The following is a 24,799-nucleotide window of genomic DNA, read 5'->3' as shown; positions in this document are numbered from 1 at the left end:
AGGGTTGTGACGCACCGCGCACAGCTATGCCACCGAGCCGCGGGCGGGGCCTGCGACGAGGCCCCGACGCCGCGGGCCCGCACCTCCGGAGGGGGAGGTGCGGGCCCGGTGCCACTGGCGGGGGGTCAGCCCTCGTCGGTGGTGGCGGTCTTGCCGGCGGCCGTCTTCTTCGCCGCCGTCTTCTTGGCGGTGGCGGTCTTGGCCGTGGTCGTCTTCTTGGCGGCCGTCTTGGCGGTGGCGGTCTTCTTCGCCGCCGTCTTGGTCGCCGCCGTCTTGGTCGCCGTCTTCTTCGCGGTGGCCTTCTTGGCCGGGGCCTTCTTCGCCGCCTTCTTCACCGGCCCGCGCGCCCGCTTCTCGGCGAGCAGCTCGTAGCCGCGCTCCGGCGTGATGGTCTCGACGTCGTCGTCCTTGCGCAGCGTCGCGTTGGTCTCGCCGTCGGTGACGTACGGCCCGAAGCGGCCGTCCTTCACCACGACGGGACGCTCGCTGACCGGGTCGGTGCCCAGCTCCTTCAGCGGCGGCGCGGCGGCGGCCCGGCCGCGCTGCTTCGGCTGGGCGTAGATGGCCAGGGCCTCCTCGAGGGTGACCGTGAACATCTGCTCCTCGCTGGTGAGCGAGCGCGAGTCGCTGCCCCGCTTGAGGTACGGGCCGTACCGGCCGTTCTGCGCGGTGATCTCCACGCCCTCCGGGTCGACCCCGACCACGCGCGGCAGCGACAGCAGCTTCAGCGCGTCCTCGAGCGTGACGGTGTCCAGCGACATCGTCTTGAGCAGCGACGCGGTGCGCGGCTTGACGGCGTTCTTGCCGGTCTTCGGCGTGCCCTCGGGCAGGATCTCGGTCACGTACGGGCCGTACCGGCCGTCCTTGGCGACCAGCAGGTTGCCGGTGACCGGGTCCCGGCCGAGCTCGAAGTCACCGCTGGGCTTGGCCAGCAGCTCCTCGGCCAGCTGGACGGTCAGCTCGTCCGGCGGCAGGTCGTCCGGGATGTCGGCGCGCTGGCCGGGCTCGCCCTCGACGGCGGAGGCGCGCTCGACGTACGGGCCGTAGCGGCCGACCCGCAGGGTGATGTCGTCGCTGACCTTGAACGAGCTGATCTCCCGGGCGTCGATCGCGCCGAGGTCGGTGACCAGCTCCTTCAGCCCGCCCAGGTGGTCGCCGTCGCCGTTGCCGGCCTCGGCGGCGCCGCCGGTCGCGTGGCCCTCGCCCTCGCCGAAGTAGAAGCGCTTCAGCCACGGCACGGACTGCGCCTCGCCGGCCGCGATGCGGTCGAGGTCGTCCTCCATCTTGGCGGTGAAGTCGTAGTCGACCAGTCGGCCGAAGTGCTTCTCCAGCAGGTTGACCACGGCGAAGGAGAGGAACGACGGCACCAGCGCCGTCCCCTTCTTGAAGACGTAGCGACGGCCGATGATCGTGTCGATGATCGAGGCGTAGGTGGAGGGGCGGCCGATCTCCCGGTCCTCCAGCTCCTTGACCAGCGAGGCCTCGGTGTAGCGGGCCGGCGGCTTGGTCGCGTGGCCCTCGGGGGTGAGCCGCTCGGCGGCCAGCGGGTCGCCCTCGGCGACCTGCGGCAGGCGGCGCTCGCGGTCGTCGAGCTCGGCGTTCGGGTCGTCGGCGCCCTCGACGTAGGCCTTGAGGAAGCCGTGGAAGGTGATGATCTTGCCGGAGGCGGAGAACTCGGCGTCCCGGCCGTCCGCGGCGCGGCCGCCGACCTTGACGGTGACCGACTGGCCGACCGCGTCCTTCATCTGGGAGGCGACGGTGCGCATCCAGATCAGCTCGTACAGCCGGAAGTCGTCGCCGCTCAGGCCGGTCTCGGCCGGGGTGCGGAAGCGGTCGCCGGACGGGCGGACGGCCTCGTGCGCCTCCTGGGCGTTCTTCACCTTGCTGGCGTAGGTGCGCGGCGCGTCCGGCAGGTAGTCGGCGCCGTAGAGCTGGGTGACCTGCGCCCGGGCGGCCGCGATCGCGGTGTCCGAGAGCGTCGTCGAGTCGGTGCGCATGTAGGTGATGAAGCCGTTCTCGTACAGCTTCTGGGCCACCTGCATGGTCCGCTTGGCGCCGAAGCCCAGCTTGCGGCTGGCCTCCTGCTGGAGCGTGGTGGTGCGGAACGGCGCGTACGGCGAGCGGCGGTAGGGCTTGGACTCGACGCTGCGGACGCCGAACGCGGTCTGCTCCAGGGCGGCGGCCAGCGCGCGGGCGGCCTGCTCGTCCAGGTGCAGGGTGTTGGCGCTGCCGGCCTTGAGCTGCCCGTCCGGGCCGAAGTCGCGGCCGCTGGCGATCCGCTTGCCGTCGACGGCGGAGAGCCGGGCGCCGAACGTCTCCGGGTTGGCGGCGTCGGCCGGGGTGCGGCCGGTGCCGAAGGTGCCGACCAGGTCCCAGTAGGAGGCGGTGCGGAAGGCCATCCGCTCGCGCTCGCGCTCGACCACCAGCCGGGTCGCGACGGACTGCACGCGGCCCGCCGACAGCTTCGGCATGACCTTCTTCCACAGCACCGGCGAGACCTCGAAGCCGTACAGGCGGTCGAGGATGCGGCGGGTCTCCTGGGCGTCGACCAGGCGCTGGTTCAGCTCGCGCGGGTTGGCCACGGCCTCCTGGATGGCCGACTTGGTGATCTCGTGGAACACCATCCGGTGCACCGGCACCTTGGGCTTCAGCACCTGCTGGAGGTGCCACGCGATGGCCTCGCCCTCGCGGTCCTCATCGGTGGCGAGGAAGAGCTCGTCCGACTCCGCGAGGAGCGACTTCAACTTGCTGACCTGGGACTTCTTGTCCGCGTTGACCACATAGATGGGGGCGAAGTCGTGGTCGACGTCCACCCCGAGGCGGCGCACCTCGCCGGTGTACTTGTCCGGGACCTCGGCCGCCGTGCTGGGCAGGTCCCGGATGTGCCCGACGCTCGCCTCGACGATGTAGCCGGGGCCAAGGTAGCCCTTGATCGTCTTCGCCTTGGCCGGCGACTCGACAATGACGAGTCGCTGTCCGTGCGCGGTCTCGCTGCTCGGGGACACCTTCGCTCTTCTCTCCCGGTCGTTATGTGAGCTGGTCGGCGCTGGCAGCACGGGCTGCGCTCCGCCCGACCCCTCCACCGTCCCGGGGCTGCCGCTGTACGACGACCCCACCAGCGGAGTGTGACCGTACCCCGGCCACCCTTGTCAAACGGACGGATCCCGCTTTTTCACCGGCAAGGCCGACCGACGCCACTCGAACGGTAACCCGATGATGGAGGATCGCGCCCCGTGGAGGGGGGCTTCGGCGGGTTTCGAAGGATGGAATGACGGATTTCAAAATCTGTCAACGGAAAATCGGCGCCGGGCGGCGGTGCTGGTGGTAAGGGGTGCCGCGAACGATCCGGGCGCTTCGTCCGGGGGCGTTTTCCGGACACGGCGGCCGGTTCGGGCCGGTCGGCAGGGCGCGACCGGACGGCTCGGCCGGCGGAGGCGGCCGGACGGCTGGGCCGGCGGAGGCGCGGCACGCGGCTCGGCCGGCGGAGGCGGGTGGGGGCGGCTCGGCCGACGGTGCCGCGGCGCGGGCGGCTCAGCCGGCGGGGGCGACCGCCGCGAGGAGGACGGCCCCCGCCGCCAAGCAGCCGACGCCCAGGGCCGTCCACAGGAGGTCGGTCACCACGGCCCGGCCGGTCTCCGTCGCCGCCAGCACCACCCGGCTCGGCCGTCGCGGGTCGTAGGAGACGCGGACCGACGTGCCGGGCGTGAACCGGGGCGGGCGGCGCAGCGGAGTGTGACCGCGCGGGCGGGTGAGCACCACCTCGGACCGGCGGGCCGCGCCGGGACCGCCGATCACGGCGGGGGCGGAGAAGGTGAGCAGCGGCGCGCTGTCGAGTCCGCCGTGCGCTTCGGTCTCGGCGACGACGGTGGCCACCGCCGCCGTGCCCCGGCGGCGCACACCGTGGCGCAGGCGAACCTCGGCGGCGCACCAGAACAGCAGCGCGCCGCCGAACAGTGCGAGCACCGCGCCACCCACCGCGGCCGTCGTCGTCTCCACCCCTCGCCCCCAGCTCTGTCCACAGCCTGTGGACAGAGCCTCACAGCCGGGGGCCAACGGGGGACGGCCGCCCGGCGACCGCCGGGCGAACCAGGGAGTACGGCGAGGTGAACCGGGCGCCTCCGGGCGGCTCAGCCCAGCGGCTGGATGAACCCCTGCTCGGTGAGCAAGCGGAGCGACTCCGGCACCCGGTCCCGCAGCACCACCCGGTCCTCCCCGAGCAGCTGCGCGATGGCGTCCACGATCTCGCCCGCCGACAGCGTCCCGTCGCAGACGCCGACGAACCCGGCACCCACCGTGTCCACCTTGGTGGCCCGGCGCATGCCCCGGTTGTGCCGCAGGATCACGTGCTCCGGGTCCTCCGCCCCGGGCGCGCCGACCTGCTCCTGGACGACCTCGTCGGCGAGCACGTACCGGGCCGCGAGCAGCCCCGCGTCGTCGTGCGTGCGCAGGAAGTCCTGCCGGGCGAACCACTCCTCGATGTGCGGGCCGAGCGGCTGCTCGACCGGGTGCGGCCACTCCTCCACCCGGACGGTCGGCCGCTCGGCGCCGCTCGCCCGCAGCGTGATCCAGCCGAACCCGATGCCCTCGACCCGGCCCGCCTCGAACGCCTCCAGCCACTCGCCGTACCGGGCCTGGTAGTCGCCGCCCGGGCCCCGGTGGTCACCGCCGTCCCGCAGCCACAACTCGGCGTACTGCGCGACGTCCTGGACCTCCCGCTGGACGATCCAGGCGTCCAGGCCGGTGCCGGCCACCCAGCCCGCCAGCCGCTCGCGCCAGTCCTCGCCCTTGACGTGCTGCCAGTTGGCGAGCAACTGACAGTAACCGCCGGGTTCCAGGTGGGCGGCGGCGGAGCGGACCAGGCTGCGGCAGAGGTCGTCGCCCGCCATCCCGCCGTCGCGGTAGGTGAACCGGCCGGCGGGCGAGATCACGAACGGCGGGTTGGAGACGATCAGGTCGAACTTCCGCTCCCCGACCGGCTCGAAGAGGCTGCCGGCGGCGGTGTCGGTGTTCTCGAAACCGGAGAGCGCGAGAGTCAGCTCGGTGAACCGCAGCGCGCGCGGGTTGAGGTCGGTCGCGGTGACCCGCTGGGCGTGCCGGGCGGCGTGCAGCGCCTGCACACCGGAGCCCGAACCGAGGTCCAGCGCCGCCCGGACCGGCCGGCGCACGGTGATGTTGGCCAGCGTGGTGGACGCGCCGCCCACGCCGAGCACCAGGTCCTTGCGGTCCACGCCGTGCGCGGTCTCGCCGGAGCCGATGCCGCCCGCTCCGCCGACCGCGCAGCCCAGGTCGGAGACCACCCAGGCGTCCGAACTCGGCAGGCCGGCCACCTCGTTGGCGTAGGGGCGGACGTCCACGGTGGCGCGCACCGAGTCGCCGTCCGGGCGCAGCCAGCCGTCGGCCAGGCAGTCCTCGACCGGCAGCGCGGCGGCGGCCGCCTTGTACGGCACGGGCTGCTGCAGCAGGAACAGCCGCACCAGCGTCTCCAGCGGGCTGCCGCCACGGGTCGCGCGCAGCGCCGGCACCGCCTCGCTGCGGGCCAGCGCCGCGTACCCGGTGGGCCCGAGCAGGTCGAGGCAGCCGTCGGCGGTGAACGAGGCGGCGAGCAGCGCCTCGCGCAGCTTGGCGAGGCGGGTCGGGTCGAGAGCGGGGCTACTGATCACCCCGCCATTGTCCCCCGCGCGGCGGGCCGTGCCCGTCCGCGACGGCCGTCGCCCTCCCGGCTTCGCCCGGCCCCTGCCGTCGGGACACCCGCGCCGCTTCCCGGACCGACGCGCCCGGACCGACGCGCCCGGACCGACGCGCCCCCTCGGCCGGGGGCGGAGGGGGCGTGCGGGGATGCGGGGAGTGCGGGGATGCGGGGAGTGCGGGGATGCGGGGAGTGCGGGACTGCCGGGTCGGCGCGGGTGGTCCGTCAGCTCGCCGAGGGGGCGGGGGTGGACGCGGCGGCCTGGCTCGCGGACGGGACGGCGGCAGGGCTCGCGCCGTCCGTCGCGGGAGCGGTGGCCCCGGGCGTCGCGCCGGCCGCCGGCGAACCGGTGGCCCCGGCCGCGGGGGTACCGCTCGCGCCGCCGGTCGGGGCCGCGGCGGCGGCGCCCGGCTTGCAGCCGTCCTGCTTGGCCATCGCCGCACCGAGTTCGCCGCGCTGCAGCTTGGCCTGCGCCTCGGTGGAGAGCGAGGCCAGCTTCTGCACCTGGTCGGCGACGCTGCGCAGCCCGTCCGCGAACTTCGCCTGGTCCGTGTTGGTCAGCGCGTCCAGCTTCTTCTGGACCTCCAGGTAGCCGTCCGCCGCCTTGTTCAGCTCGGCGACGGTGTCCTTCTGCAGGGTGGCTCCGTCGTCCACCTTGGGCGCCCCGGCGGAATCGATGGCGGTGGCGATGTCCTGGTTCGTCTTGGCCAGCCGGCCGATGTCCGCGGAGAGACGCTTCTGCAGGTCGGCCGGGGCCTCGCCGGTCTTCACCTGCCCGGAGTCGGCGAGCGCGGTCTGCGCCTGGGCGATCGGGTCCTTGGCCGCGCCGCAGACGCTCGTCGCCCAGGACTCCAGCTGCTTGCTGTTGTCGTCGCCGCAGCCGACGGCGCCGAACGCAAGCAGCGCGCCGAGCGCGGGTACGGCCAGCAGTCGCTTGTTCACCGGGGGAAGCCTTTCGGTCGCGTTCGTCTTCGGTCGTCGAACTGCGAACCTACACGGCCGCCGCCCCGCCCCCGGTTCCCGCCCTCGGCCCGCGCTCGGCCCACCCCCGGCCCCTGCCGAGGCCGTGGCCTTGCCCGATCGGGGCCGGGCCCACCTGGCTCGGGCCGGGTTCAGACGCGGCTCGACACTCGGACCCGCTCGACGCTCAGGCCCGTTCGGCCTTCAGGCCCGCTCGACGCTCAGGCCCGTTCGACCCGGATCGGATCGCCCGGCCGGACGGTGCGCAGGACCTGGGCGTCCCCGTCCAGCGCCCCGAGGACGTTGCACGCGCTGGCCAGTCGGCACTCGCCGTCCCGCGAGATCGGCGTCGGCCCGTACGGGAGCGCGAGGCTGTCACCGTCCGTCCAGAACGCCACCGTGCCGGGCTCGACGACCTGCCGGGCGTCGGGCTCCCTCGGGACGCTGACCGGGGTGTCGAAGTAGACCTCCTCGCCCCAGGTGTTGGCCGACGAACTGATTGGCAGCGCGTCCCAGAGCGCCTCGGTGGTGGGCGTCGCCGCCAGCGTGGCGGTCGCTTGCCCGGCCGGCCACAGAATGCGTATCCGCATGGGGTTCCCTCTTCATACGACAGGCCCGATCACCGATCGGACCCGGTCGTGCCGAGAGCAGCGAACCGCCATGCTCAACAGTTTGTCAACGCGCGCCCGGGAACTGGACCCGCGCAGGCCGGAGGGCCGGGGTCAGACCGCCACGGCGCCGACCGAAACCGGCCAGCTCATCCGGATCACGCCGCCGTCGGCGCCGTTGCTGACCTCCAGGTCCTCGACCAGGCCGGTGATGACCGCGAGACCCAGGGTGTCCTCCTCCGGGTCGGCGCCCTCGGCAGCACCCGGGGCCGGGACCGTGGCATGGCCCGCCTCGTCCTCGACCTCGATGAGGAAACGCTTCTCCTGGTCAATGAGCGCGACCCGGACCGTGCCGGTGATGCCACCGCGCTGGTGCAGGCCGACGGCGCGGGAGCACGCCTCACCGACGGCGAGCCGCACCTCGTCGAGCACCGACTCGTCGACCCCCGCCCGTCTCGCGACCGCCGCGGCGACCAGCCGGGCCGTACGCACGTGCTCGGGAAGCGCACTGAATCGAAGTTCGACGGTTGCCATCTTCTCCCCTTCGGGGTGTCCGACCGGGGCCCCGGGCATGCGGCCCCTGGGCCGGTCCGCACCGGCCCTGGAGCGCCGGGTCGGCCCGGGGCCGCACGCGGCCCCGGCGCCGCCGGACGCAGGAATCGGGCGGGCCGGCGCGTAGGCCGGCCCGGCCGCGTCAGTCGGTCGAGTTGACCGCGTCGTCCACCGAGTTGTGGATCGGGAAGACCTTGGTCAGGCCGGTGATGCGGAAGATCTTCAGAATGCGCTCCTGGTTGCACACCAGGCGCAGCGAGCCCTCGTGGGCACGCACTCGCTTCAGACCGCCCACCAGTACGCCCAGACCGGTCGAGTCGAGGAAGTCAACGCCCTCCATGTCGACGACGAGGTGGTAGTTGCCGTCGTTGACGAGCTCGACCAACTGCTCACGCAGCTTCGGGGCGGTGTACACATCGATCTCGCCGCCAACCTCGACGACCGTGCGATCGCCGACTGTACGGGTCGACAGGGACAGGTCCACGGAACCTCCAGCACCTTGCCTTGCTACGTCATTGCGATCTTCGGCCGGACGGCCGCCACCGCATGGTCGCGAGCCCCGGGCGCGCCCAGCGAACGCGTGGCAAGCCTCAGCGCTGCGACCCCCGGCCGTACGGCCGTCACGGCCACATTCAACCACCTGCGACCATGCCCGCACGATGGCTTACAACGATTCTCCGTCACGCCGGTGACACACTGGGTCCTCATGCCGCCCCGTCACAGCCTGCCCGAGGCACTGCTCGCGACCCTGTCCACCACCCGGGGGCGGTCGGACCGGCTCACCCATACGGAGCACCTTCCCGCCCGACCTGCCCGTTATTCGCCGTGGCCCGACTCGATCCGGCCGGAGATCGTGAACGCCGCGCTGGACCTGGGCGTGGAACAGCCCTGGGCCCATCAGGCAGAAGCCATGAATCTGGCCAAAACCGGTCATTCCGTGGTGATCGCCACCGGAACCGCCTCGGGCAAGTCGCTCGGCTACCTGGCCCCGGTGCTGAGCGACCTGCTGGACGGCACCGAGGCCCGCAACGGCCGCGGCGCCACCGCGCTCTACCTGGCCCCGACCAAGGCGCTCGCCGCCGACCAGCGCCGGCGGGCCGCCGAACTCGCCCCGCCCAGGGTCCGGGCCGCCCTCTACGACGGCGACACCCCGCCCGAGGAACGCGAGTGGGTCCGCCAGTACGCCTCCTACGTGCTCACCAACCCGGACATGCTGCACCGCGGCATCCTGCCCGCCCATGCCCGCTGGTCCTCCTTCCTCAAGACCCTGCGCTACGTGGTCGTGGACGAGTGCCACAGCTACCGCGGCGTGTTCGGCTCGCACGTCGCCCAGGTGCTGCGGCGGCTGCGCCGGATCTGCGCCCGGTACGGGTCCTCGCCCACCTTCCTGCTCGCCTCGGCCACCACCGCCGACCCGGCCGTCACCGCCCGCCGGCTGACCGGACTGCCGGCCGAGGCGGTCACCGAGGACGCCTCGCCGCGCGGCCCGATGGTCTTCGGCCTCTGGGAGCCGCCGCTCACCGAGAACGTCGGCGAGCACGGCGCGCCCGTCCGGCGGACGGCCACCGCCGAGGCCGCCCACCTGCTGACCGACCTGGTCGAACGGCAGACCCGCGCCGTCGTCTTCGTCCGTTCCCGCCGGGCCGCCGAGCTGGTCGCCCTGCAGGCCCAGGACCAGCTCGGCCGGCCGCTCGCCGACCGGGTGGCCGCCTACCGCGGCGGCTACCTCGCCGACGAACGCCGTGCCCTCGAACGCGACCTGCACACCGGCCGTCTGCTCGGCCTCGCCTCCACCTCCGCTCTCGAACTCGGCGTCGACATCTCCGGCCTCGACGCCGTCCTGATGGCCGGCTACCCCGGCACCAGGGCCTCGCTCTGGCAGCAGGCCGGACGGGCCGGGCGCGAGGCCCAGGGGGCGCTCGCCGTCCTGATCGCCCGGGACGACCCGCTGGACACCTACCTGGTGCACCACCCCGAGGCGCTGTTCGCGACGCCCGTCGAGGCCACCGTGCTCGACCCCGACAACCCGCACGTGCTCGCCCCGCACCTCTGCGCGGCGGCCGCCGAGCTGCCGCTCACCGACCCCGACCTGGAGCTGTTCGGCCCCTCGGCCGGCCAGCTGCTGCCCGTCCTGGAACGCCGCGGACTGCTCCGCCGCCGGGGCGACGCCTGGTACTGGACCCGCCGCGAGCGCGCCGCCGACGCCGTGGACCTGCGCGGCAGCGGGGGCAGCCCGGTGCAGATCGTCGAGGCCCCGACCGGCCGGCTGCTCGGCACCGTGGACGCCTCCGCCGCCCACACCACCGTCCACACCGGGGCCGTCCACCTCCACCAGGGCCGCAGCTACCTCGTCCGGGACCTCGACCTGGAGAGCTCCGTCGCCCTGGTCGACCCGGCCGACCCGCCCTACACGACCTCCGCCCGGGACATCACCTCCATCTCCGTGCTCTCGACCGACACCTCCGTCGACTGGGGCGAGGGCCGGCTCAGTTTCGGTTCTGTGGAGGTGGTCAACCAGGTGGTCGGCTACCTCCGCAAGCGGATCTCGACCGGGGAGATCATGGGCGAGACCAAGCTCGACCTGCCGCCCCGGACCCTGCGCACCCGCGCGGTCTGGTGGTCCGTCACCGAGGACCAGCTGCTCGACGCGGACATCCCGCCCGACCAGCTGCCCGGTGCCGCGCACGCCGCCGAGCACGCCTCCATCGGCCTGCTGCCGCTGTTCGCCACCTGCGACCGCTGGGACATCGGCGGCGTCTCGGTGCCGCTGCACCCCGACACCCTGCTGCCCACCGTGTTCGTCTACGACGGCCACCCCGGCGGGGCCGGCTTCGCCGAACGCGGCTTCCAGCGGGCCGTCCAGTGGCTGACGGCCACCCGGGAGGCGATCGCCGCCTGCGAGTGCGAGCGCGGCTGCCCCTCGTGCGTGCAGTCACCCAAGTGCGGCAACGGCAACGACCCGCTGGACAAGGCGGCCGCCGTCCGGCTGCTGGACATCCTGCTCGCCGGCGCCCCGACGGCGGCGAGCACGGCGGACGGGGACGGGGACGGGACCGGAACCGGGGACGGCGGCGGGACCGGAACCGGGGACGGCGGCGGGACCGGGGCCCGGGCCGAGACGGCCGAGGCGCCCGGGGAGCCGACGGAGGCCAGGGAGGCGGACAGGGGCGCGGAAGGTTCATGAGCCACCCGCCGTCGCCCTGAGGCCCAAGCCCGCGGCCCCTGTCGCAGCCCCCGCCGCGGCCCCTGTCGTACCCGCCTCCGCGACGGCCTCGGCGGACGCGGCTGCGGCTGCGACTGCGGCCGCGTCCGTGTCCACCGCAGCCGTCGCGGCCGCCGTCGCTCGGACCGGGCCGGCGCGGGACCGGGCGCGGGCCGGCCCGACCGGCAGCCGCACCGGGAGCCCGCCGACCGGGACCTCGGCCACCACCTCGACCGCGTCCGCCTCCCGGTCCACCGTGCAGGACACCACGGTGGCCGCCTGCGCGGCCGCGATCCCCGCCGCCCGGCCGCAGCCGCCGTCCACGTCCGACAGCAGCCGGTCGGCGGCAGCCAGGGCCGCCAGATCGGCGGCGGACTCCGCCCGGTGCCGGGCAGCGGCCACCGCCCCCACCGCGAGGGTCGCGGTGAACGCCGCGCAGCCGAGCACCGCGAACGCGACCAGCCACACCGTCGCGGACCCTGCGTCGCCACGGCGGCCCGCTGCCACCGCCCGGGCGGTGCGGCCCCGGACGACACGGCGACCTGCCCGCCGCGACCCCTCCCGCAGCCCCTTCACCGCCGCAACCGCACCCTGCCTCAGGACGGCCACGGGCCACCTCCTGTTCCTCCGCTCCCGGTCAGGGTGTCCTCGCGGGCCGCCACGGCGGCCGCGCCCAGCCGCACCGACAACAGGGCCCCGAGCCGGCCCGGAGCCGCCGACGGTGCGTCCACCGTGACCCGGACCGTGTCGCCCTCCACCGCGATCCGGACCACCGCCCCGGGAGGGGCCGCCGAACCGGCGATCGCGGCCGCGTCCGGCTCCCCGCGAGCGGCCGCCCTGGCGCCCACCCGTGCGGCGTCCACGCAGCGGAGCTGCGCACCGGCCGCGAGCACACCCCAGATCAGCATCACGGCGAGCAGCACGAGCGCCGGGAGGGCGACCGCCGTCTCAGCCGTGACGAAGCCCGCGTCGCCCCGGCCTCGGCCCCGTCGCCGCCGCCGACAGCGCCAGGGACACCGGCGGATCCGCCGCGGCCGCCGCACCGACGTGCCGTCACGTCGCATGGAGCGCCCGGTCCAGCAGCTCGGTCAGCGTGCTGATCACGGTCGGACTGGTCACCACCTTGTACAGCGCGGCGGCCAGGGCACAGGCCCCCAGCGTGCCGACCGCGTATTCCGCCGTGGTCATTCCGGCATCCGACCTGCCCCTGATCCGGGCCGACTGTCTGGCCCGGCCGGCCGCCCAGCGGCCCCGTCGGCGGCACAGCTCCAGCAGCCGGTGACCCGGGCGCCGCGTGGTGACGCGTTCGGGTGAGAGCACTACGGCCATGGACTTCTCCTCGTGTCGAGTGGGTGAGTTGGTAAGGGAGTGAGTGGGTCGCTGGTCAGGCGCCGGGCGAAGGCCGCCGCCGTGGGCTCACATCGCCTGCGCAAAACGCGTGGTGAGCCCGATGACCACCGGGACGACGCTGATCAGCACGAAGGCCGGGAGGAAACAGAGGCCGAGTGGCGCGGTGGCGAGGACCCCGGCCCGCCGGACGCGGGCGTGCGCCGTGCGGGCGGCGGCCGTCCGCCTGCCGTGCGCCAGGCCGATCAGCAGCCCGGCCGCCGGAGCCCCGCTGATGCTCGTCCGGACCAGGCAGCGGGCCAACGGCGCCAGCGCCGGGTGCTCGTCGCCCAACCGGATCCAGCAGACCTCCGGCGGCGCCCCCAGGGCCAGTTCGGCCGCGATCGCCACCAGCCGGGGCCCCATCGGGGCGCCGACGCTCCGGCCGACCGCCGCGACCGCCACGGCCGGAGAGGCGGCCGAACCGAGACAGGCGGCCAGGAGTTCGGCGGTGAGCGGGAGTTGCCGGGTGAGCTGTTCCTCCTCCAGCACGGCCCGCCGTTCGTCCGGGGACCTCGCCCTGGGCAGCCACCGGTGCAGCGCCACGGCCAGCAGCGCGCCCACCGCCAGTCCGGTGCCGCCCCCGAGCACCACCACGGCACCGATCCCGGCACCGGCCGCCAGGACCGCCCGCCGCGCCTGACCGGCACCGTCGCGCCGACCGGGACGAGGCGCCGCCCGCCGGCCCGGTCCGGCGCGCCGACGGGGGACCCGAACCCGCGACCGGGCCCGGGTGCCGAGCCAGGCCGCCGACCGCCGCCGTCCCGTCCACCGCGCCGACCACCCGCCGAGGAGCAGCCCGCCCGCCGCCGCCGCGGACACCAGGACGGCCCAGTCGGCCGCCCGCCTCATGCGGACATCACCTCCGCCCGGAACGAACCGCTCGGCCGCCCCGGCCGTGCCCTCGTGCGCGAGAGGCCGCAGCGCCACCCGCCCCGCCCTGCCGCCGCCCCGGCCGCGGGCTCCGCCCGTTCGACGTCCTGGGGCGTCTCCAGGGCTCCTCGGGCCGCCGCCCGGACGATGCGCGCCGTCCACGCCAGGCCCAGGCCCTCCAGGACAGCCCCGCCCGCCAGACAGGCCAGGCCGGCAGGGGTGTGGAGCAAGACGGTCAGCGGACGGGCTCCGAGCGCGGCCCCGAGCAGCAGGCCGGCCACCGGGAGGGCCGCCAGGACGGCGATCGTGGTCCGCGGAGCCGCCAGCTCGGCGGTGATCTCCTCGGCCAACGCCTGTTCCGCGCACAGCGCTTCGGCGACCCCGTCCAACCCCGCGGCCAGGCCCGAGCCGCCGTCGGCGGTGACCCGCCAGCAGGCGGCGATCGCGGTCGCCCCGCTGCCACCCGGCAGCTCCGCGAGCAGCTGGAACGCCAGCGGGACGTCCCCGCCGTAGCGGCCGGCAGCCAGCCGCGCCACCGGTTCCGCGCCGAGCCGGCGCAGTGCCTCGCGGTCGGCGGCGATGCGCGTCGTCACCACGTGCAACGCTTGCTCGGGTGTCGCCCCGCTGCGCAACTCCCCTGCCAGCCCGGCACAGAGGTCGACGATCGCCGCCGCCCGCTGCCCGGCCTGCGCCGCCACACCGCGGCGTTGCCGCCAGCGGCGCAGCGGCACGTACGCCAGCGCGGACACCAGCAACGGGACGGGTGAGCCCGTGACCGGCCAGGCGGACAACCCGCCCGGGAAGACCAGCAGTTCGGGACCGAGCCATTCGGGCCGGTGCCGCGCCCGCCACCCGGCCGTGGCCGCCACCGGACTCCAGCGGGCAGCCCACGCCCCACAACCACCCTCTCCCCCAGGGCCGTTACCGGCCGGCAGGAGCCTGCGGCCGCGCGCACCCGTGGCCGCGCGTTGCAGCGCGCACCACGCGGCGAGCGCACCCAGACAGAGCACCGCCACCCAGCACAACGCGATCTGATCCTTCATCACCTCGATGACCTTCCTTTCCTTCCGTCCTGCTCGGCCACGACCTCGGTGGCGTCTCTCCTTCGCCGGGCGGGCGGCCGGGCGGGCGGGAGTCGCACGCCGGGCCCGAGCAACGCCAGGGCTCCCACCACGCAGCCGCACAGCCACAGGACGAACAGCACCTCCGCCCGTGCCGCCGTCACGGTGGACCGCCCCTGAGCACCACTCCGCGCACCGCCAGCAGGCGGATGAGCCGCTCCCACCCCTCCCCGGGGACGACGGCGCCGTCCGGCGTGAACGTCGCCGCCGGGGTGGTGACGGCCAGGCCCGCCCGGTCGCCGGCCAGCACGTGGATCTCGGCGACCCGCCGCCGCCCGGCGGCGGGCTCCCGGACCAGGTGCACCACCACGTCGAGCGCCGCGCGGAGTTGGCTGTGCAGGGCCGGTCGGTCCAGCCCGGCGAGTGCCCCGAGCGCCTCCAGCCGGACCGGCACGTCGGCCGCCGTGTTGGCGTGCACGGTGCCGCAGCCGCCTTCGTGGCCGGTGTTCAACGCGGCCAACAGGTCGGCGACTTCGGCGCCCCTGACCTCCCCGACGACCAGCCGGTCGGGGCGCATCCGCAGGGCCTGGCGCACGAGGTCGCGCAGGGCCAGCTCGCCCAGGCCCTCCTGGTTGGGCGGGCGGCTCTGCAGCCGGACCACGTGCGGATGGGCGGGTCGCAACTCGGCGGAGTCCTCGACGACGACGATCCGCTCGTCCGGCCCGACCAGCCCGAGCAGTGCCGCCAACAGGGTGGTCTTGCCCGTCCCCGTGCCGCCGCTGACCAGGACGGACAGCCTCGCCCGCAGGATGCCCGCGAGCACTTCGGCCCCGGCGGCGGGCAGCGCCCCGCCCGCCACCAGCTCGTCGAGCGTGAACGGCCGTGGACGGCAGACCCGCAGGGAGATGTGCGTGCATCCGGTGGCGATCGGCGGCAGCACCGCATGGAGGCGGGTGCCGTCGGGCAGGCGGGCGTCCACCCAGGGCCGGGCGTCGTCCAGCCGCCGCCCGGCGGCGGTGGCCAGCCGGTGGGCCAGCCGCCGGACCGCTTCGGCGTCGGGGAAGCGCACACCCACCGCCCGCCGCAGACCGCCGCCCCGGTCGACCCAGACCTCGTCCGGGCCGTTGACCAGCACGTCCGTGACGTCCGGCGCCGCCAGCAGCCGGTCCAGCGGGCCCGCACCCACCAGCTCGGCGCGCAGCGTGCGCACGGTGTCGAGGACTTCGTCGCCGCCGAGCGGCGGCCGGGTGGCCCGCAGCACCGCCGCGACGGACCCGGCCGTCGGCGGCGCCCCGGACTCGGCCAGCCTGAGCCGTACCGCGTCGAGCAGCGCCGCGGTGCGTTCCTCCCGGGCCGTCCGCCCGTACGGCGGCGGCCCGGCCGGCCCCGCTGGCTGCGCCGCCGCCGTGACGTTCCTGAGCGGCCGCCGCTCCCGCACGCCGCCGCCCCGGCCGTCGGCCCCGGCTCCCGCGCCGCCGCCGGTGCCCGTTCCGCGCAGACGGACCATCAGTACACACCTCCCCCGACGGCCGGAACCGGCGGCAGCACCTCGGCCAGGAAGCTCTCGCAGAACCGCGCCAGCGGGCCGTTCTCCCGGATGCCGGGCGGCACGCCCTGCTCGACGTCGGCTGCCAGCCCGGGCTCCGCCGCCAGCTCCCCGGCGAGCCGGAGCCGCAGCCCCCGCGCGATCCGGTGGGCCGGGAGGCCGAACAAGCGCAGCGGGCGGACCACCACCCGGACGTCGTCCAGTCGCATCCGGACGGCGGCCGCGACCCGGTCCGCGGCCGCCACCGCGCGAAGCTCGGCCGGTACCACCAGCAGCGCGGTGTCGGACTGCTCCAGCGCCTGCCCGGCCGCCGGATCGAGGTGGCGCGGCACATCGACGACGACCAGCCCGCCCCGCCGCCGGGACGCGGCCAGCACGCTGCGCATGGCCTCCGGCGGCACCGCGAGGGTGTCCCCGCGGTCCCAGGACAGACAGGACAGCGCGGTCAGCCGTTTCAGCACCGGCAGGGCCTTGGCCAGCTCGGCACCGCTGACCCGGCCGCGCGAGCCGGCCAGGTCGGGCCACCGGAGCCCGCCGGCCGTCTCGCCGCCGAGCAGGATGTCGAGCCCGCCGCCCAGCGGATCGCCGTCGACGAGTATGGTCCGCCGGCCCGTGCGCGCGGCCGTGACCGCGAGCGCGCAGGCCAGGGTGGAGGCACCGGCCCCGCCCCGGCCGCCGAGAACGGCGACGGTCAGCGCCGGTGTGCCGATGCCCTCGGCGGCGTCGGCGATCCGGTCGAGCAGCCAGGCCTCGGCATCGGGCAGGAACAGCACGTGCTCGGCGCCGAGTTGGACGGCTCTGACCCACACCCCGGAGTCGTCGAGGTCCAGCCCGAGCAGCAGCACCCCGGTGCGGCGGGGCAGCCCGGCGCACCGCTCGGCCTGGTCGTCCCCGACCAGCACGAGGGACGAGCCCTCCCAGAGCCCGCGCGGCGGCGGGGCGCCGCCCCGGACCAGCTGCGGTTCGGTGCCGGCGGCCGCGCAGAGCCGCAGCAGGTGCTCGGCCAGGCCCTCGTCGTCGGTGACGACGAGCGGCCCGGTGGCCTCCGGGCCGTGGACGGCGGCGTGCCCGGTGATCGGTGTCGACATGGTGGTCTCCCCTGTGCCGGGGGCGCCCGCCGGGGGCGGCGGGGGGGCCCCGGCCGGGGGGTGGGGGCGGGCGGGGGGGGGGCGCGGCCGCCGGGGGGGCCCGGGGCCCCCGGGCCGGGGACACGCGGCGGCCCCGGTGATCGGGGTCGACAGGGTGGCCCCCCCGGGCCCGCCCCGGCCCGGGGGTGGCGCCAGGGGCCCACGTCCGGATGGTTCCGGCAGGCGGTGGGCCGGGAGCGCCCGTAGGAGGCGCCCGGGAACCGCTGCCGTGCATCACGGTGGGGGGGAGATCGGGATTCCGTCAGCCCGGTTCCGAATCCCTGTGGACAACTCGGGGTTGTGGATAACAACGTTCACCCGGGCGGGGGGCTATTGAGCAAAGAATTGACGAAAGGGCCTCACCGAGAAGAACCGGCACCGTCCGCCGGGCGGCCCCGCCCGGCGCCGCCGAGGTCCCCGGGAGGGCTCTAGGGGCCGATTCGGCAGCCCGACCCGGCCCGCGGGCAGTCATGAGCAAGCAGCAACACAGAGTGACGAAAGTGGTCCGGCGCCGCCGCGCCCCGACACCCCCTGTAGACCGCCGCGCGGCCCCCGCCGGATCGGCCCCAGCAGCCTTCAAGCCCTGAAAATGGCCCCGGACGTGCGACGACCCCCGCCGGGGGGGAGAGCGGGGGTCGTCTATCCACAGCCCGACTCGGGGGGGAGGAGCCGGACCGGGTTAGCACGGTCGCGAACGATCCGTGACTTCCATGGTGTACCCGAGCGGCCAGAAACACAAACCCGCGCGCCCACGAGTACGCCGAATGGCGGGCCCTTTTGCGGCGCCCTCTATCCTCGGTTCCCGTGGACACCACCGAGAACGCCGACGAGTACGCCGACGAGTCCCCGGACTCCACCGCCGCGCCCGCGGAGAACGCCGAGAACGCCGGGAACGCCGATCCCAGGCCCCCGGCCGCCCGGCCGCGCGCGGCCGGCCCCCGGACCGCGGCCTTCTTCGACCTCGACAAGACCATCATCGCCAAGTCGAGCGCCCTGGCCTTCAGCCGGCCCTTCTACCAGGGCGGCCTGATCAACCGTCGGGCCGTACTGCGCAGCGCCTACGCCCAGTTCGTCTTCCTGGTCGGCGGCGCGGACCACGACCAGATGGAGAAGATGCGCGAGTACCTCTCCGCGCTCACCCGGGGCTGGAACGTCCAGCAGGTCCGCGAGATCGTCGCCGAGACCCTGCACAACCTGATCGACCCGATCATCTACGACGAGGCCGCCTCGCTGATCGAGCAGCACCACGCGGCCGGCCGCGACGTGGTGATCGTCAGCAGCTCCGGCTCCGAGGTGGTCGAGCCGATCGGCGCGCTGCTCGGCGCCGACCACGTGATCGCCACCCGGCTGAAGATCGAGGACGGCTGCTACACGGGCGAGATCGAGTACTACGCCTACGCCGAGAACAAGGCCGCCGCCATCCGGGAGTTGGCCGAGGCCGAGGGCTACGACCTCGCCGACTGCTACGCCTACAGCGACTCCTCCACCGACCTGCCGCTGCTGGAGGCGGTCGGCCACCCGTCCGCCGTCAACCCGGACCGCGCGCTGCGCAAGGAGGCGGCGGCCCGCGAGTGGCCGGTGCTGGTCTTCGACCGCCCGGTGGAACTGCGGCGGCGGCTCCCGGAGTTCTCCGCGCCGAGCGGCTCGGTGCTCACCGCCGTGGCGGTCGGGACGGCCGTGCTGACGGCCGGGGTGATCTGGTACGTGGCGCGCCGCCGCCGGCCGGCCGCCTGAGCAACCGCCGGACGCCCCGGGCGGGATCGCCGCCCGGGGCGGGCCGGCGTCCGGCCCGGACGGCGACCCGAACACCCGGGCCAAGCGGCAACTTTTGGGACAAAACGGGCAAAAGCCGAAGACTTCTCGTTTCGGGTTCCCCTTTCGCCCGAAACGCGATACAAATGAAGCACGGCCCGCGAGACCCGGTCAGGACCGAAGAGGTCAAACCGACAACGCAGTTCAGGCCCCACGGACCGCGCGTACAGATAACCGAGCACCCACATGCAGCCGACCCGCTGTCGGGCCGCCGCACCAGACGAACGGGCAGGATCCCCGTCTGATGGGCACTTCCGGTGCATGCTTGGTCACCCGGTACCTGTGCCAGCGGCGGCACCCGGCAGGATCAGGTGCCGCCGCATCTCTCTGTCCGTCGCCGCATCTCGCCGTCGCCGCATCTCGCCGTCCGGAGCTCCGGACTCAGACCATGCCGCGCTGCATCGCCTCGCAGACCGCCGTGCTCTCCCGCACGCCGAGCCGCAGCGCCCGGCCGGAGTACGCGATCCAGGCCGCCATCCCCTCCGGGGTCCCCGACAGGTAGCCGGCCAGCGCCCGCCGGTAGGCGTCCGTGCCGAGCTCCGCGAACCCGACCTCGGCCGGGCAGATCGACTTCGGGTCGAGCCCCTCCGCGATCAGCACGATGCGCTGCGCCGCCCGCGCGATCACGCCGTTGTACGAGCGGAACGGCCGCAGCGCGAGCAGCTCCCCGTGCACCACCGAGGCCACCACCAGGGCCGGCGTCCCGACGCCCTGCCCCTCGGCCCGGGCGACCAGCAGCCGGGAGAGCTGGTCGAGCCGGGCGGCGACCTCGTCGGCGCCGGGGGCCGGCGGCAGCGCGGCCACCGGCTCGCCGGCCGCCGGATCGGCCTCGACGCTCTCCGCCGGCTCGAGCTCCAGCGGGAACAGCTCCTCGGCGGCCTCCCCGCCCTGCCGCGGCCGGCCCGCGCCGGCGTCGGCGTCGCCGACCGCCAGCAGGTGCAGCCGGGCCAGCACCTGGAGCGGGGAGTGCCGCCAGACGCTCAGAAGCTGGCCCGCCTCGGCGGCGATCCGCAGCGCGGCGCCGACCGTGCGCGACTCGGGGTCGGCGCTGAAGTCGCTGCGGCGCCGGACCTCCTCCAGCGGCCAGTCCGCCCCGGCCAGCGCCGCCGAGGCGCGGGCGCCGCGCAGCGCGGACTCGGAGGTGACCTCGGCCGCGCGGCGGCGCATCACCCGGTGCCCGTAGAGGCGGTCGACGGCCTTGCGCACCTCGGCCACCGCGTCGGGCACCCCGGGGAGCTGGGCCAGCGGGGCGAGGGGATCTGTTCCAGTGCTCACCTACCCGAGGGTAATGACCAGGGGGCCACTCCCGGAACAGCAACCCCGGATCACCCGTTAGAGGCAATCGTCACTCCCCTCCGACGGGGAAGCCGAAACCCCGGATAGCATGCCACTATCGGAGACGATAACGATTTCCAACTCTGGAGATCGTCGGCCCCGGCGCGGAGCGGAAGCGGCGCGGAACGAGCGACCCGGAAGCAGCGGCGAGGCACCGAGCAAGCGGCCCCGCGCACGGGCCCCAGAGCGAGAGCCGGAGTCCCAGATGAAGATCGCCTTCGTCGGCAAGGGCGGCAGCGGCAAGACCACGCTGTCCTCACTGTTCATCCGCCACCTGGCCGCCGCGGGCCGCCCGGTCATCGCCGTCGACGCCGACATCAACCAGCACCTCGGCCCCGCGCTCGGCCTGACGGACGCCCAGGCCGCCGAACTGCCCTCGCTCGGCGCCCACCTGCCCGAGATCAAGGAGTACCTGCGCGGCAGCAACCCGCTGATCCGCTCCGCCGACGAGATGATCAAGACCACGCCGCCCGGCCGGGGTTCGCGCCTGCTCCGGATCGTCGAGGAGAACCCGGTCTACGCGGCCTGCGCCCGCCCGATCGCGCTGGACGAGGGCTCGGTGCGGCTGCTGGCGACCGGCGCCTTCACCGACGAGGACCTCGGGGTCGCCTGCTACCACTCCAAGGTCGGCGCGGTCGAACTGCTGCTCAACCACCTGGTCGACGGCCGGGACGAGTACGTGGTCACCGACATGACCGCGGGCTCCGACTCCTTCGCCTCCGGCCTGTTCACCCGTTTCGACCTGACCTTCCTGGTCGCGGAGCCGACCCGCAAGGGCGTCTCGGTGTACCGCCAGTACAAGGACTACGCACGCGACTTCGGCGTGCAGCTGCGGGTGATCGGCAACAAGGTCCAGGGCCCGGAGGACGTCGAGTTCCTGCGCCGCGAGGCCGGCGACGACCTGCTGGCAACCTTCGGCCACTCCGACTGGGTGCGCCGGCTGGAGCAGGGCGCCGAGCCGCCGCTGCGGACGCTGGAGCCGGGCAACCGGGCCGTGCTGGAGCGGCTGCGCGAGGAGGCCGACGCCGCCCACGGCCTGCGGGACCCGCGCCGCTACACCGAGCAGGCCGTGCTCTTCCACCTCCGCAACGCCGAGAGCTGGGCCAACGCCAAGGTCGGCGTCGACCTCGCGACCCAGGTGGACCGGGACTTCGTGCTCGGCGGCGAGCAGCCCGCCGCGGCGGGCGCGCACGTCTGACGGGCACCGCCGGCCGACTCCGGCGGCCGGCACCGAACGGGCTGCGGCCTCCCTCCGTCGGGGGGTGGCCGCAGCCCGTTCGCGTGTCGCCCGCCCCGCTCCGGGCCGGGCGGACACGCCCGTGCGTCAGCAGATTCCCCTCGGTTCGACTACCACCCAATGGGGTGAATCCGGGCTTTTCCCCCTGTCGCCCGGGATGACGCTGTGCAAAGCTTTCATTACCCTCGGTTTACCGAGTCTTGATGGTCCTCTTCGAGGCATGCCCGCCCTCGCCTCGTCGAGGCCCGCTGATGGTCCACGGCCCGGCCGGTGACACCCCGCACTCCCCGCCGCGCCCACGCCATCCCGCCACACCGTCGCGACCCACGACAGCCGATCCGGCTCCCCGAGCCGCACAACCGGACTCACCGCCGGACCTGACTGCGTTCGTTCCCCCGGAAAAGACGGGAAGACAATGACCCTCGACATCTCCAGCGCCCCCATCGCCTCCGACACCAACGACCACGCCCCGCCGGGCCCGCCCTCCCGCACCCGCTGGCTGCAGGACCTCTCGGCCTCCCTGGTGGTCTTCCTGATCGCCGTGCCGTTCTCCCTCGGCATCGCCCTGGCCACCGGAGCCCCGCTCACGGCCGGCCTCGCCGCGGCGGCCGTCGGCGGCATCGTGGTCGGCCTCCTCGGCGGCACCCCCCTCCAGGTCAGCGGCCCCTCCGCCGCTCTGACCGTGATCACCGCAGGGCTGATCTCCCAGTACGGCTGGCAGGCCACCTGCGCCATCACACTCGCCGCCGGCCTGCTCCAACTCCTGCTCGGCGTACGACGGGTGGCCCGGACGGCGCTCGCCGTCTCACCCGCCATCGTGCACGGCATGCTGGCCGGCGTCGGCCTCACCATCGCCCTCGCCCAGCTGCACGTCGTCCTCGGCGGTTCCCCGCAAAGCTCGGCCCTCGCCAACCTGCTGGCGCTGCCCGGCCAGTTGGCGGGCCCGCACCCGGCCGCACTGACCGTGGGGGCGCTCACCGCAGCCGTCCTGCTCGGCTGGCCACGGCTCGGCCGACTCCCGGGCAGGGCCGGGGAGTTCGGCACTCGGTTGGCCAAGCTGCCGGGCCCGCTGGCGGCCGTCGCCGCCGCGACGGCCCTCGCCATGACCCTCGGCCTGGACCTGGCCCGGGTCGAACTGCCCGCGTGGGAGCCGCACGACCTCATCCCCGAGCTTCCGCACGGGCCGCTCGCCGCGATCCTCGCCGCCGTGCTGACCGTCACCGCCGTGGCGAGCGTCGAGTCGCTGCTCTCCGCCGTCGCGATCGACCGGATGTCGCACCGCACCGGGGACCTCGACCGCGAACTGCGCGGCCAGGGCATCGCCAACATGGTCAGCGGCCTGCTCGGCGGCCTGCCGATCGCCGGCGGCGCGGTGCGCAGCACGGCCAACGTCCGGGCCGGCGCGCGGAGTCGCTGGTCCTCGATCCTGCACGGCGCCTGGGTGCTCGCCGCGGCGCTGGCGCTCACCGGCGGGCTGCGCCGGATCCCGCTCGCCGCCCTCGCCGCCCTGGTCCTGGTCGTCGGGCTGCAGATGGTGAGCTTCGCGCACATCCGCAAGGTGCACCGGCACCGGGAGTTCCCGGTCTACCTCATCACCGTGCTCGGAGTGGTGCTGCTCGGCGTCCTGTCGGGCGTGGCCCTGGGCGCGGCGATGGCCGTCCTGCTGGCGCTCTACCGACTGACCCGCGCCCACGTGGACGTCCTGGCCGGTCCGGACGGCTCGGTCACCGTGCAGACGCACGGCCCGCTCACCTTCACCGCCGTGCCCCGGCTGAGCCGCGCGCTGGCCGGCATCCCCGCCACCGCCGACGTGACGGTCGTCCACGACGGCTCCTTCCTGGACCACGCCGCGTACGAGACGCTGCACAGTTGGCGGGCCGGCCATCAGGCGGCCGGCCGCCGGGTCACGATGGTGACGCGCCGCCAGGACGACGAGGTGCTCGACCCGGACGGGACGGTCCGGACGGGCAGCTCCCCCGGCCCGCACCGCTGCCGGGCCTGGACCCCGTGGGTCGGGCACCACTGCATCGAACAGCAGGAGGATCCGCACGGCCGGCTGCTGGACGGCGTGCGGGGTTTCCAGCTGCACACCGCCCCGCTGATCCGCCCCGAGCTGGCCAGGCTCGCCCGGGAGGGCCAGACGCCCTCCCAGCTCTTCCTGACCTGCGCGGACTCGCGGATGGTCACCAGCATGATCACCAACAGCGGCCCCGGTGACCTCTTCACCGTGCGCAACGTGGGCAACCTGGTACCCGCGCCGTTCGAGCCCGGCGCCAACGACGACTCGGTGGCCGCCGCGGTGCAGTACGCCGTCGAGGTGCTGGAGGTGCGGTCCATCACGGTCTGCGGGCACTCCGGCTGCGGCGCGATGAAGGCCCTGCTGGACGGCGTGCACGAGCTCCCGGGGCCGCCGACCGCGCTGGCCCGCTGGCTGCGCAACGGCCGCGGCTCGCTCGACCGGCTGCGCCGCGTCCCCGCCGAGTTCACCGCCCGGCCGGTGGTCGACCTGGTCGAACAGCTCTGCATCACCAACGTGGTCCAGCAGCTGGACCAGCTGATGGCGAACCCCGCGGTGGAGCGCCGGGTCGCCGAGGGCACGCTGCGGCTGGTGGGGATGTACTTCGACTTCGCCACCGCCCAGGCCTACGTGCTCGACCGCGAGAGCGGCCGGTTCAGCCCGGTCGAGGCGCTCCACGCCGGAACGGCCGGTTCCGCGCCCTGCGACACGCCCGAGCGGGTGAACGAAATCGAACAGGTCGCCGGAGCCGGCCTGGACGTCACCGCCACGACCGGGGGCGATCCCCGACTGGCCGCCTGAGAGCCGGCCCGCGCCCCCACCAGGCGGGCGGGGGCGCGGGCCGCCCCCCAGTTCGACCTACGCGTTCGACACTCGATCAAAGGTCTACACCAATTCCCAGGAGCCTCTTGTCAACAGGCCTCTTCGCCTGGTGAGCTGTGCGCTGGGACACACGGGACAATCCCCACGCACGGGAACGACCCCGATCATGACTCGATGAGGAGTGCGCGTTGAGCAACGAGAGCCTGGCCAACCTGCTCAAGGAGGAGCGGCGCTTCGCCCCGCCGGCAGAGCTCGCCGCAGCCGCCAACGTCACCGCGGCCGCGTACGCGCGGGCCTCCGAGGACCGCCTGGGCTTCTGGGCCGAGCAGGCCCGCCGCCTCAGCTGGGCCGTCGAGCCCACCGAGACGCTCGACTGGTCCAACCCGCCGTTCGCCAAGTGGTTCGCCGACGGCAGGCTCAACGTGGCCTACAACTGCGTCGACCGGCACGTCGAGGCGGGCAACGGCGACCGGATCGCCCTCCACTTCGAGGGCGAGCCCGGCGACAGCCGCTCGATCACCTACGCCCAGCTCAAGGACGAGGTCTCCCGCGCCGCCAACGCCCTGCTGGAACTC

20 protein-coding genes are annotated in these 24,799 nt (G+C 74.8%); 5 read left to right on the top strand and 15 right to left on the bottom strand.

Annotated elements, in window-relative coordinates; all coding sequences use genetic code 11:
• Window positions 1-125 precede the first annotated feature (125 nt).
• The 7 genes from topA to ACFVHB_RS01915 all read right to left on the bottom strand — a co-directional run bounded on the left by topA (window position 126) and on the right by ACFVHB_RS01915 (window position 8,290).
• A complete protein-coding gene (gene topA / locus ACFVHB_RS01945) occupies window positions 126-3,005 on the bottom strand; it encodes a type I DNA topoisomerase (RefSeq protein ID WP_380314284.1) in 2,880 nt (959 codons plus the stop codon).
• 526 nt (window positions 3,006-3,531) lie between these two features.
• The gene (locus ACFVHB_RS01940) at window positions 3,532-3,996 is read right to left on the bottom strand and encodes a DUF3592 domain-containing protein (protein WP_380314283.1); all 465 of its coding nucleotides are present in this window, start codon (window positions 3,994-3,996) and stop codon (window positions 3,532-3,534) included.
• A gap of 131 nt (window positions 3,997-4,127) precedes the next feature.
• Window positions 4,128-5,660: a methyltransferase gene (locus ACFVHB_RS01935; protein WP_380314282.1), complete on the bottom strand. Its 1,533-nt coding sequence runs from the start codon at window positions 5,658-5,660 to the stop codon at window positions 4,128-4,130.
• A gap of 251 nt (window positions 5,661-5,911) precedes the next feature.
• Entirely contained in the window at window positions 5,912-6,628 is a 717-nt protein-coding gene (locus tag ACFVHB_RS01930) for a small secreted protein (RefSeq protein WP_380314281.1), read from the bottom strand.
• A 239-nt stretch (window positions 6,629-6,867) separates the two neighbouring features.
• Window positions 6,868-7,236 (bottom strand): cyclophilin-like fold protein, encoded by a 369-nt coding sequence (locus ACFVHB_RS01925; RefSeq protein WP_380314280.1) that lies wholly within the window; start codon window positions 7,234-7,236, stop codon window positions 6,868-6,870.
• 132 nt (window positions 7,237-7,368) lie between these two features.
• Window positions 7,369-7,788, bottom strand: coding sequence for an ATP-binding protein (locus ACFVHB_RS01920; protein ID WP_380314279.1), 420 nt, complete (start codon window positions 7,786-7,788; stop codon window positions 7,369-7,371).
• Window positions 7,789-7,948: 160 nt separating this feature from the next.
• The gene (locus ACFVHB_RS01915; RefSeq protein ID WP_380314278.1) at window positions 7,949-8,290 is read right to left on the bottom strand and encodes an STAS domain-containing protein; all 342 of its coding nucleotides are present in this window, start codon (window positions 8,288-8,290) and stop codon (window positions 7,949-7,951) included.
• A 222-nt stretch (window positions 8,291-8,512) separates the two neighbouring features.
• Between ACFVHB_RS01915 and ACFVHB_RS01910 the strand changes: the two genes are divergently transcribed.
• Window positions 8,513-10,990, top strand: coding sequence for a DEAD/DEAH box helicase (locus tag ACFVHB_RS01910; RefSeq protein WP_380314277.1), 2,478 nt, complete (start codon window positions 8,513-8,515; stop codon window positions 10,988-10,990).
• On the opposite strand, the gene ACFVHB_RS01905 is transcribed toward ACFVHB_RS01910, so the two are convergent.
• The 7 genes from ACFVHB_RS01905 to ssd form a co-directional block, all read right to left on the bottom strand.
• Entirely contained in the window at window positions 10,985-11,515 is a 531-nt protein-coding gene (locus ACFVHB_RS01905) for an Rv3654c family TadE-like protein (protein WP_380314276.1), read from the bottom strand. The genes ACFVHB_RS01910 and ACFVHB_RS01905 overlap by 6 nt on opposite strands.
• An 89-nt stretch (window positions 11,516-11,604) precedes the next feature.
• The gene (locus tag ACFVHB_RS01900; protein ID WP_380314275.1) at window positions 11,605-12,072 is read right to left on the bottom strand and encodes a TadE family type IV pilus minor pilin; all 468 of its coding nucleotides are present in this window, start codon (window positions 12,070-12,072) and stop codon (window positions 11,605-11,607) included.
• Complete coding sequence (locus ACFVHB_RS01895) at window positions 12,062-12,337, bottom strand: DUF4244 domain-containing protein (RefSeq protein ID WP_380314274.1); 276 nt, start codon at window positions 12,335-12,337, stop codon at window positions 12,062-12,064. The genes ACFVHB_RS01900 and ACFVHB_RS01895 overlap by 11 nt, the downstream gene beginning before the upstream one ends.
• A gap of 87 nt (window positions 12,338-12,424) precedes the next feature.
• Entirely contained in the window at window positions 12,425-12,991 is a 567-nt protein-coding gene (locus tag ACFVHB_RS01890; protein WP_380314273.1) for a type II secretion system F family protein, read from the bottom strand.
• A gap of 251 nt (window positions 12,992-13,242) precedes the next feature.
• Window positions 13,243-14,136 (bottom strand): type II secretion system F family protein, encoded by an 894-nt coding sequence (locus tag ACFVHB_RS01885; RefSeq protein ID WP_380314272.1) that lies wholly within the window; start codon window positions 14,134-14,136, stop codon window positions 13,243-13,245.
• Window positions 14,137-14,488: 352 nt separating this feature from the next.
• Window positions 14,489-15,835, bottom strand: coding sequence for a TadA family conjugal transfer-associated ATPase (locus ACFVHB_RS01880; protein WP_380314271.1), 1,347 nt, complete (start codon window positions 15,833-15,835; stop codon window positions 14,489-14,491).
• The gene (gene ssd / locus ACFVHB_RS01875; RefSeq protein WP_380314270.1) at window positions 15,835-16,962 is read right to left on the bottom strand and encodes a septum site-determining protein Ssd; all 1,128 of its coding nucleotides are present in this window, start codon (window positions 16,960-16,962) and stop codon (window positions 15,835-15,837) included. Before ssd ends, ACFVHB_RS01880 begins: the two co-directional genes overlap by 1 nt.
• 843 nt (window positions 16,963-17,805) lie before the next feature.
• Here ssd and ACFVHB_RS01870 point away from each other — a divergent pair.
• Entirely contained in the window at window positions 17,806-18,735 is a 930-nt protein-coding gene (locus ACFVHB_RS01870; RefSeq protein ID WP_380314269.1) for an HAD family hydrolase, read from the top strand.
• Between the two features lie 459 nt (window positions 18,736-19,194).
• On the opposite strand, the gene ACFVHB_RS01865 is transcribed toward ACFVHB_RS01870, so the two are convergent.
• Entirely contained in the window at window positions 19,195-20,088 is an 894-nt protein-coding gene (locus ACFVHB_RS01865) for an oxidoreductase (RefSeq protein ID WP_380314268.1), read from the bottom strand.
• A 265-nt stretch (window positions 20,089-20,353) separates the two neighbouring features.
• On the opposite strand from ACFVHB_RS01865, the gene ACFVHB_RS01860 reads away from it, so the two are divergent.
• The 3 genes from ACFVHB_RS01860 to ACFVHB_RS01850 all read left to right on the top strand — a co-directional run.
• Window positions 20,354-21,346 carry an ATP-binding protein gene (locus ACFVHB_RS01860; protein WP_380314267.1) on the top strand — a complete coding sequence of 331 codons (993 nt, stop codon included), beginning with the start codon at window positions 20,354-20,356 and terminating at the stop codon, window positions 21,344-21,346.
• A gap of 454 nt (window positions 21,347-21,800) precedes the next feature.
• The gene (locus tag ACFVHB_RS01855) at window positions 21,801-24,203 is read left to right on the top strand and encodes a SulP family inorganic anion transporter (RefSeq protein ID WP_380314266.1); all 2,403 of its coding nucleotides are present in this window, start codon (window positions 21,801-21,803) and stop codon (window positions 24,201-24,203) included.
• 209 nt (window positions 24,204-24,412) lie between these two features.
• Window positions 24,413-24,799 (top strand): acetyl-coenzyme A synthetase N-terminal domain-containing protein (locus tag ACFVHB_RS01850; RefSeq protein ID WP_380314265.1); only part of this gene is annotated, 387 nt, incomplete at its 3' end.

The sequence above is a fragment of the Kitasatospora sp. NPDC127111 genome (genome assembly GCF_042677465.1).
Lineage (GTDB): Bacteria > Actinomycetota > Actinomycetes > Streptomycetales > Streptomycetaceae > Kitasatospora.
This window is presented reverse-complemented; position numbering and strand designations above follow the sequence as displayed.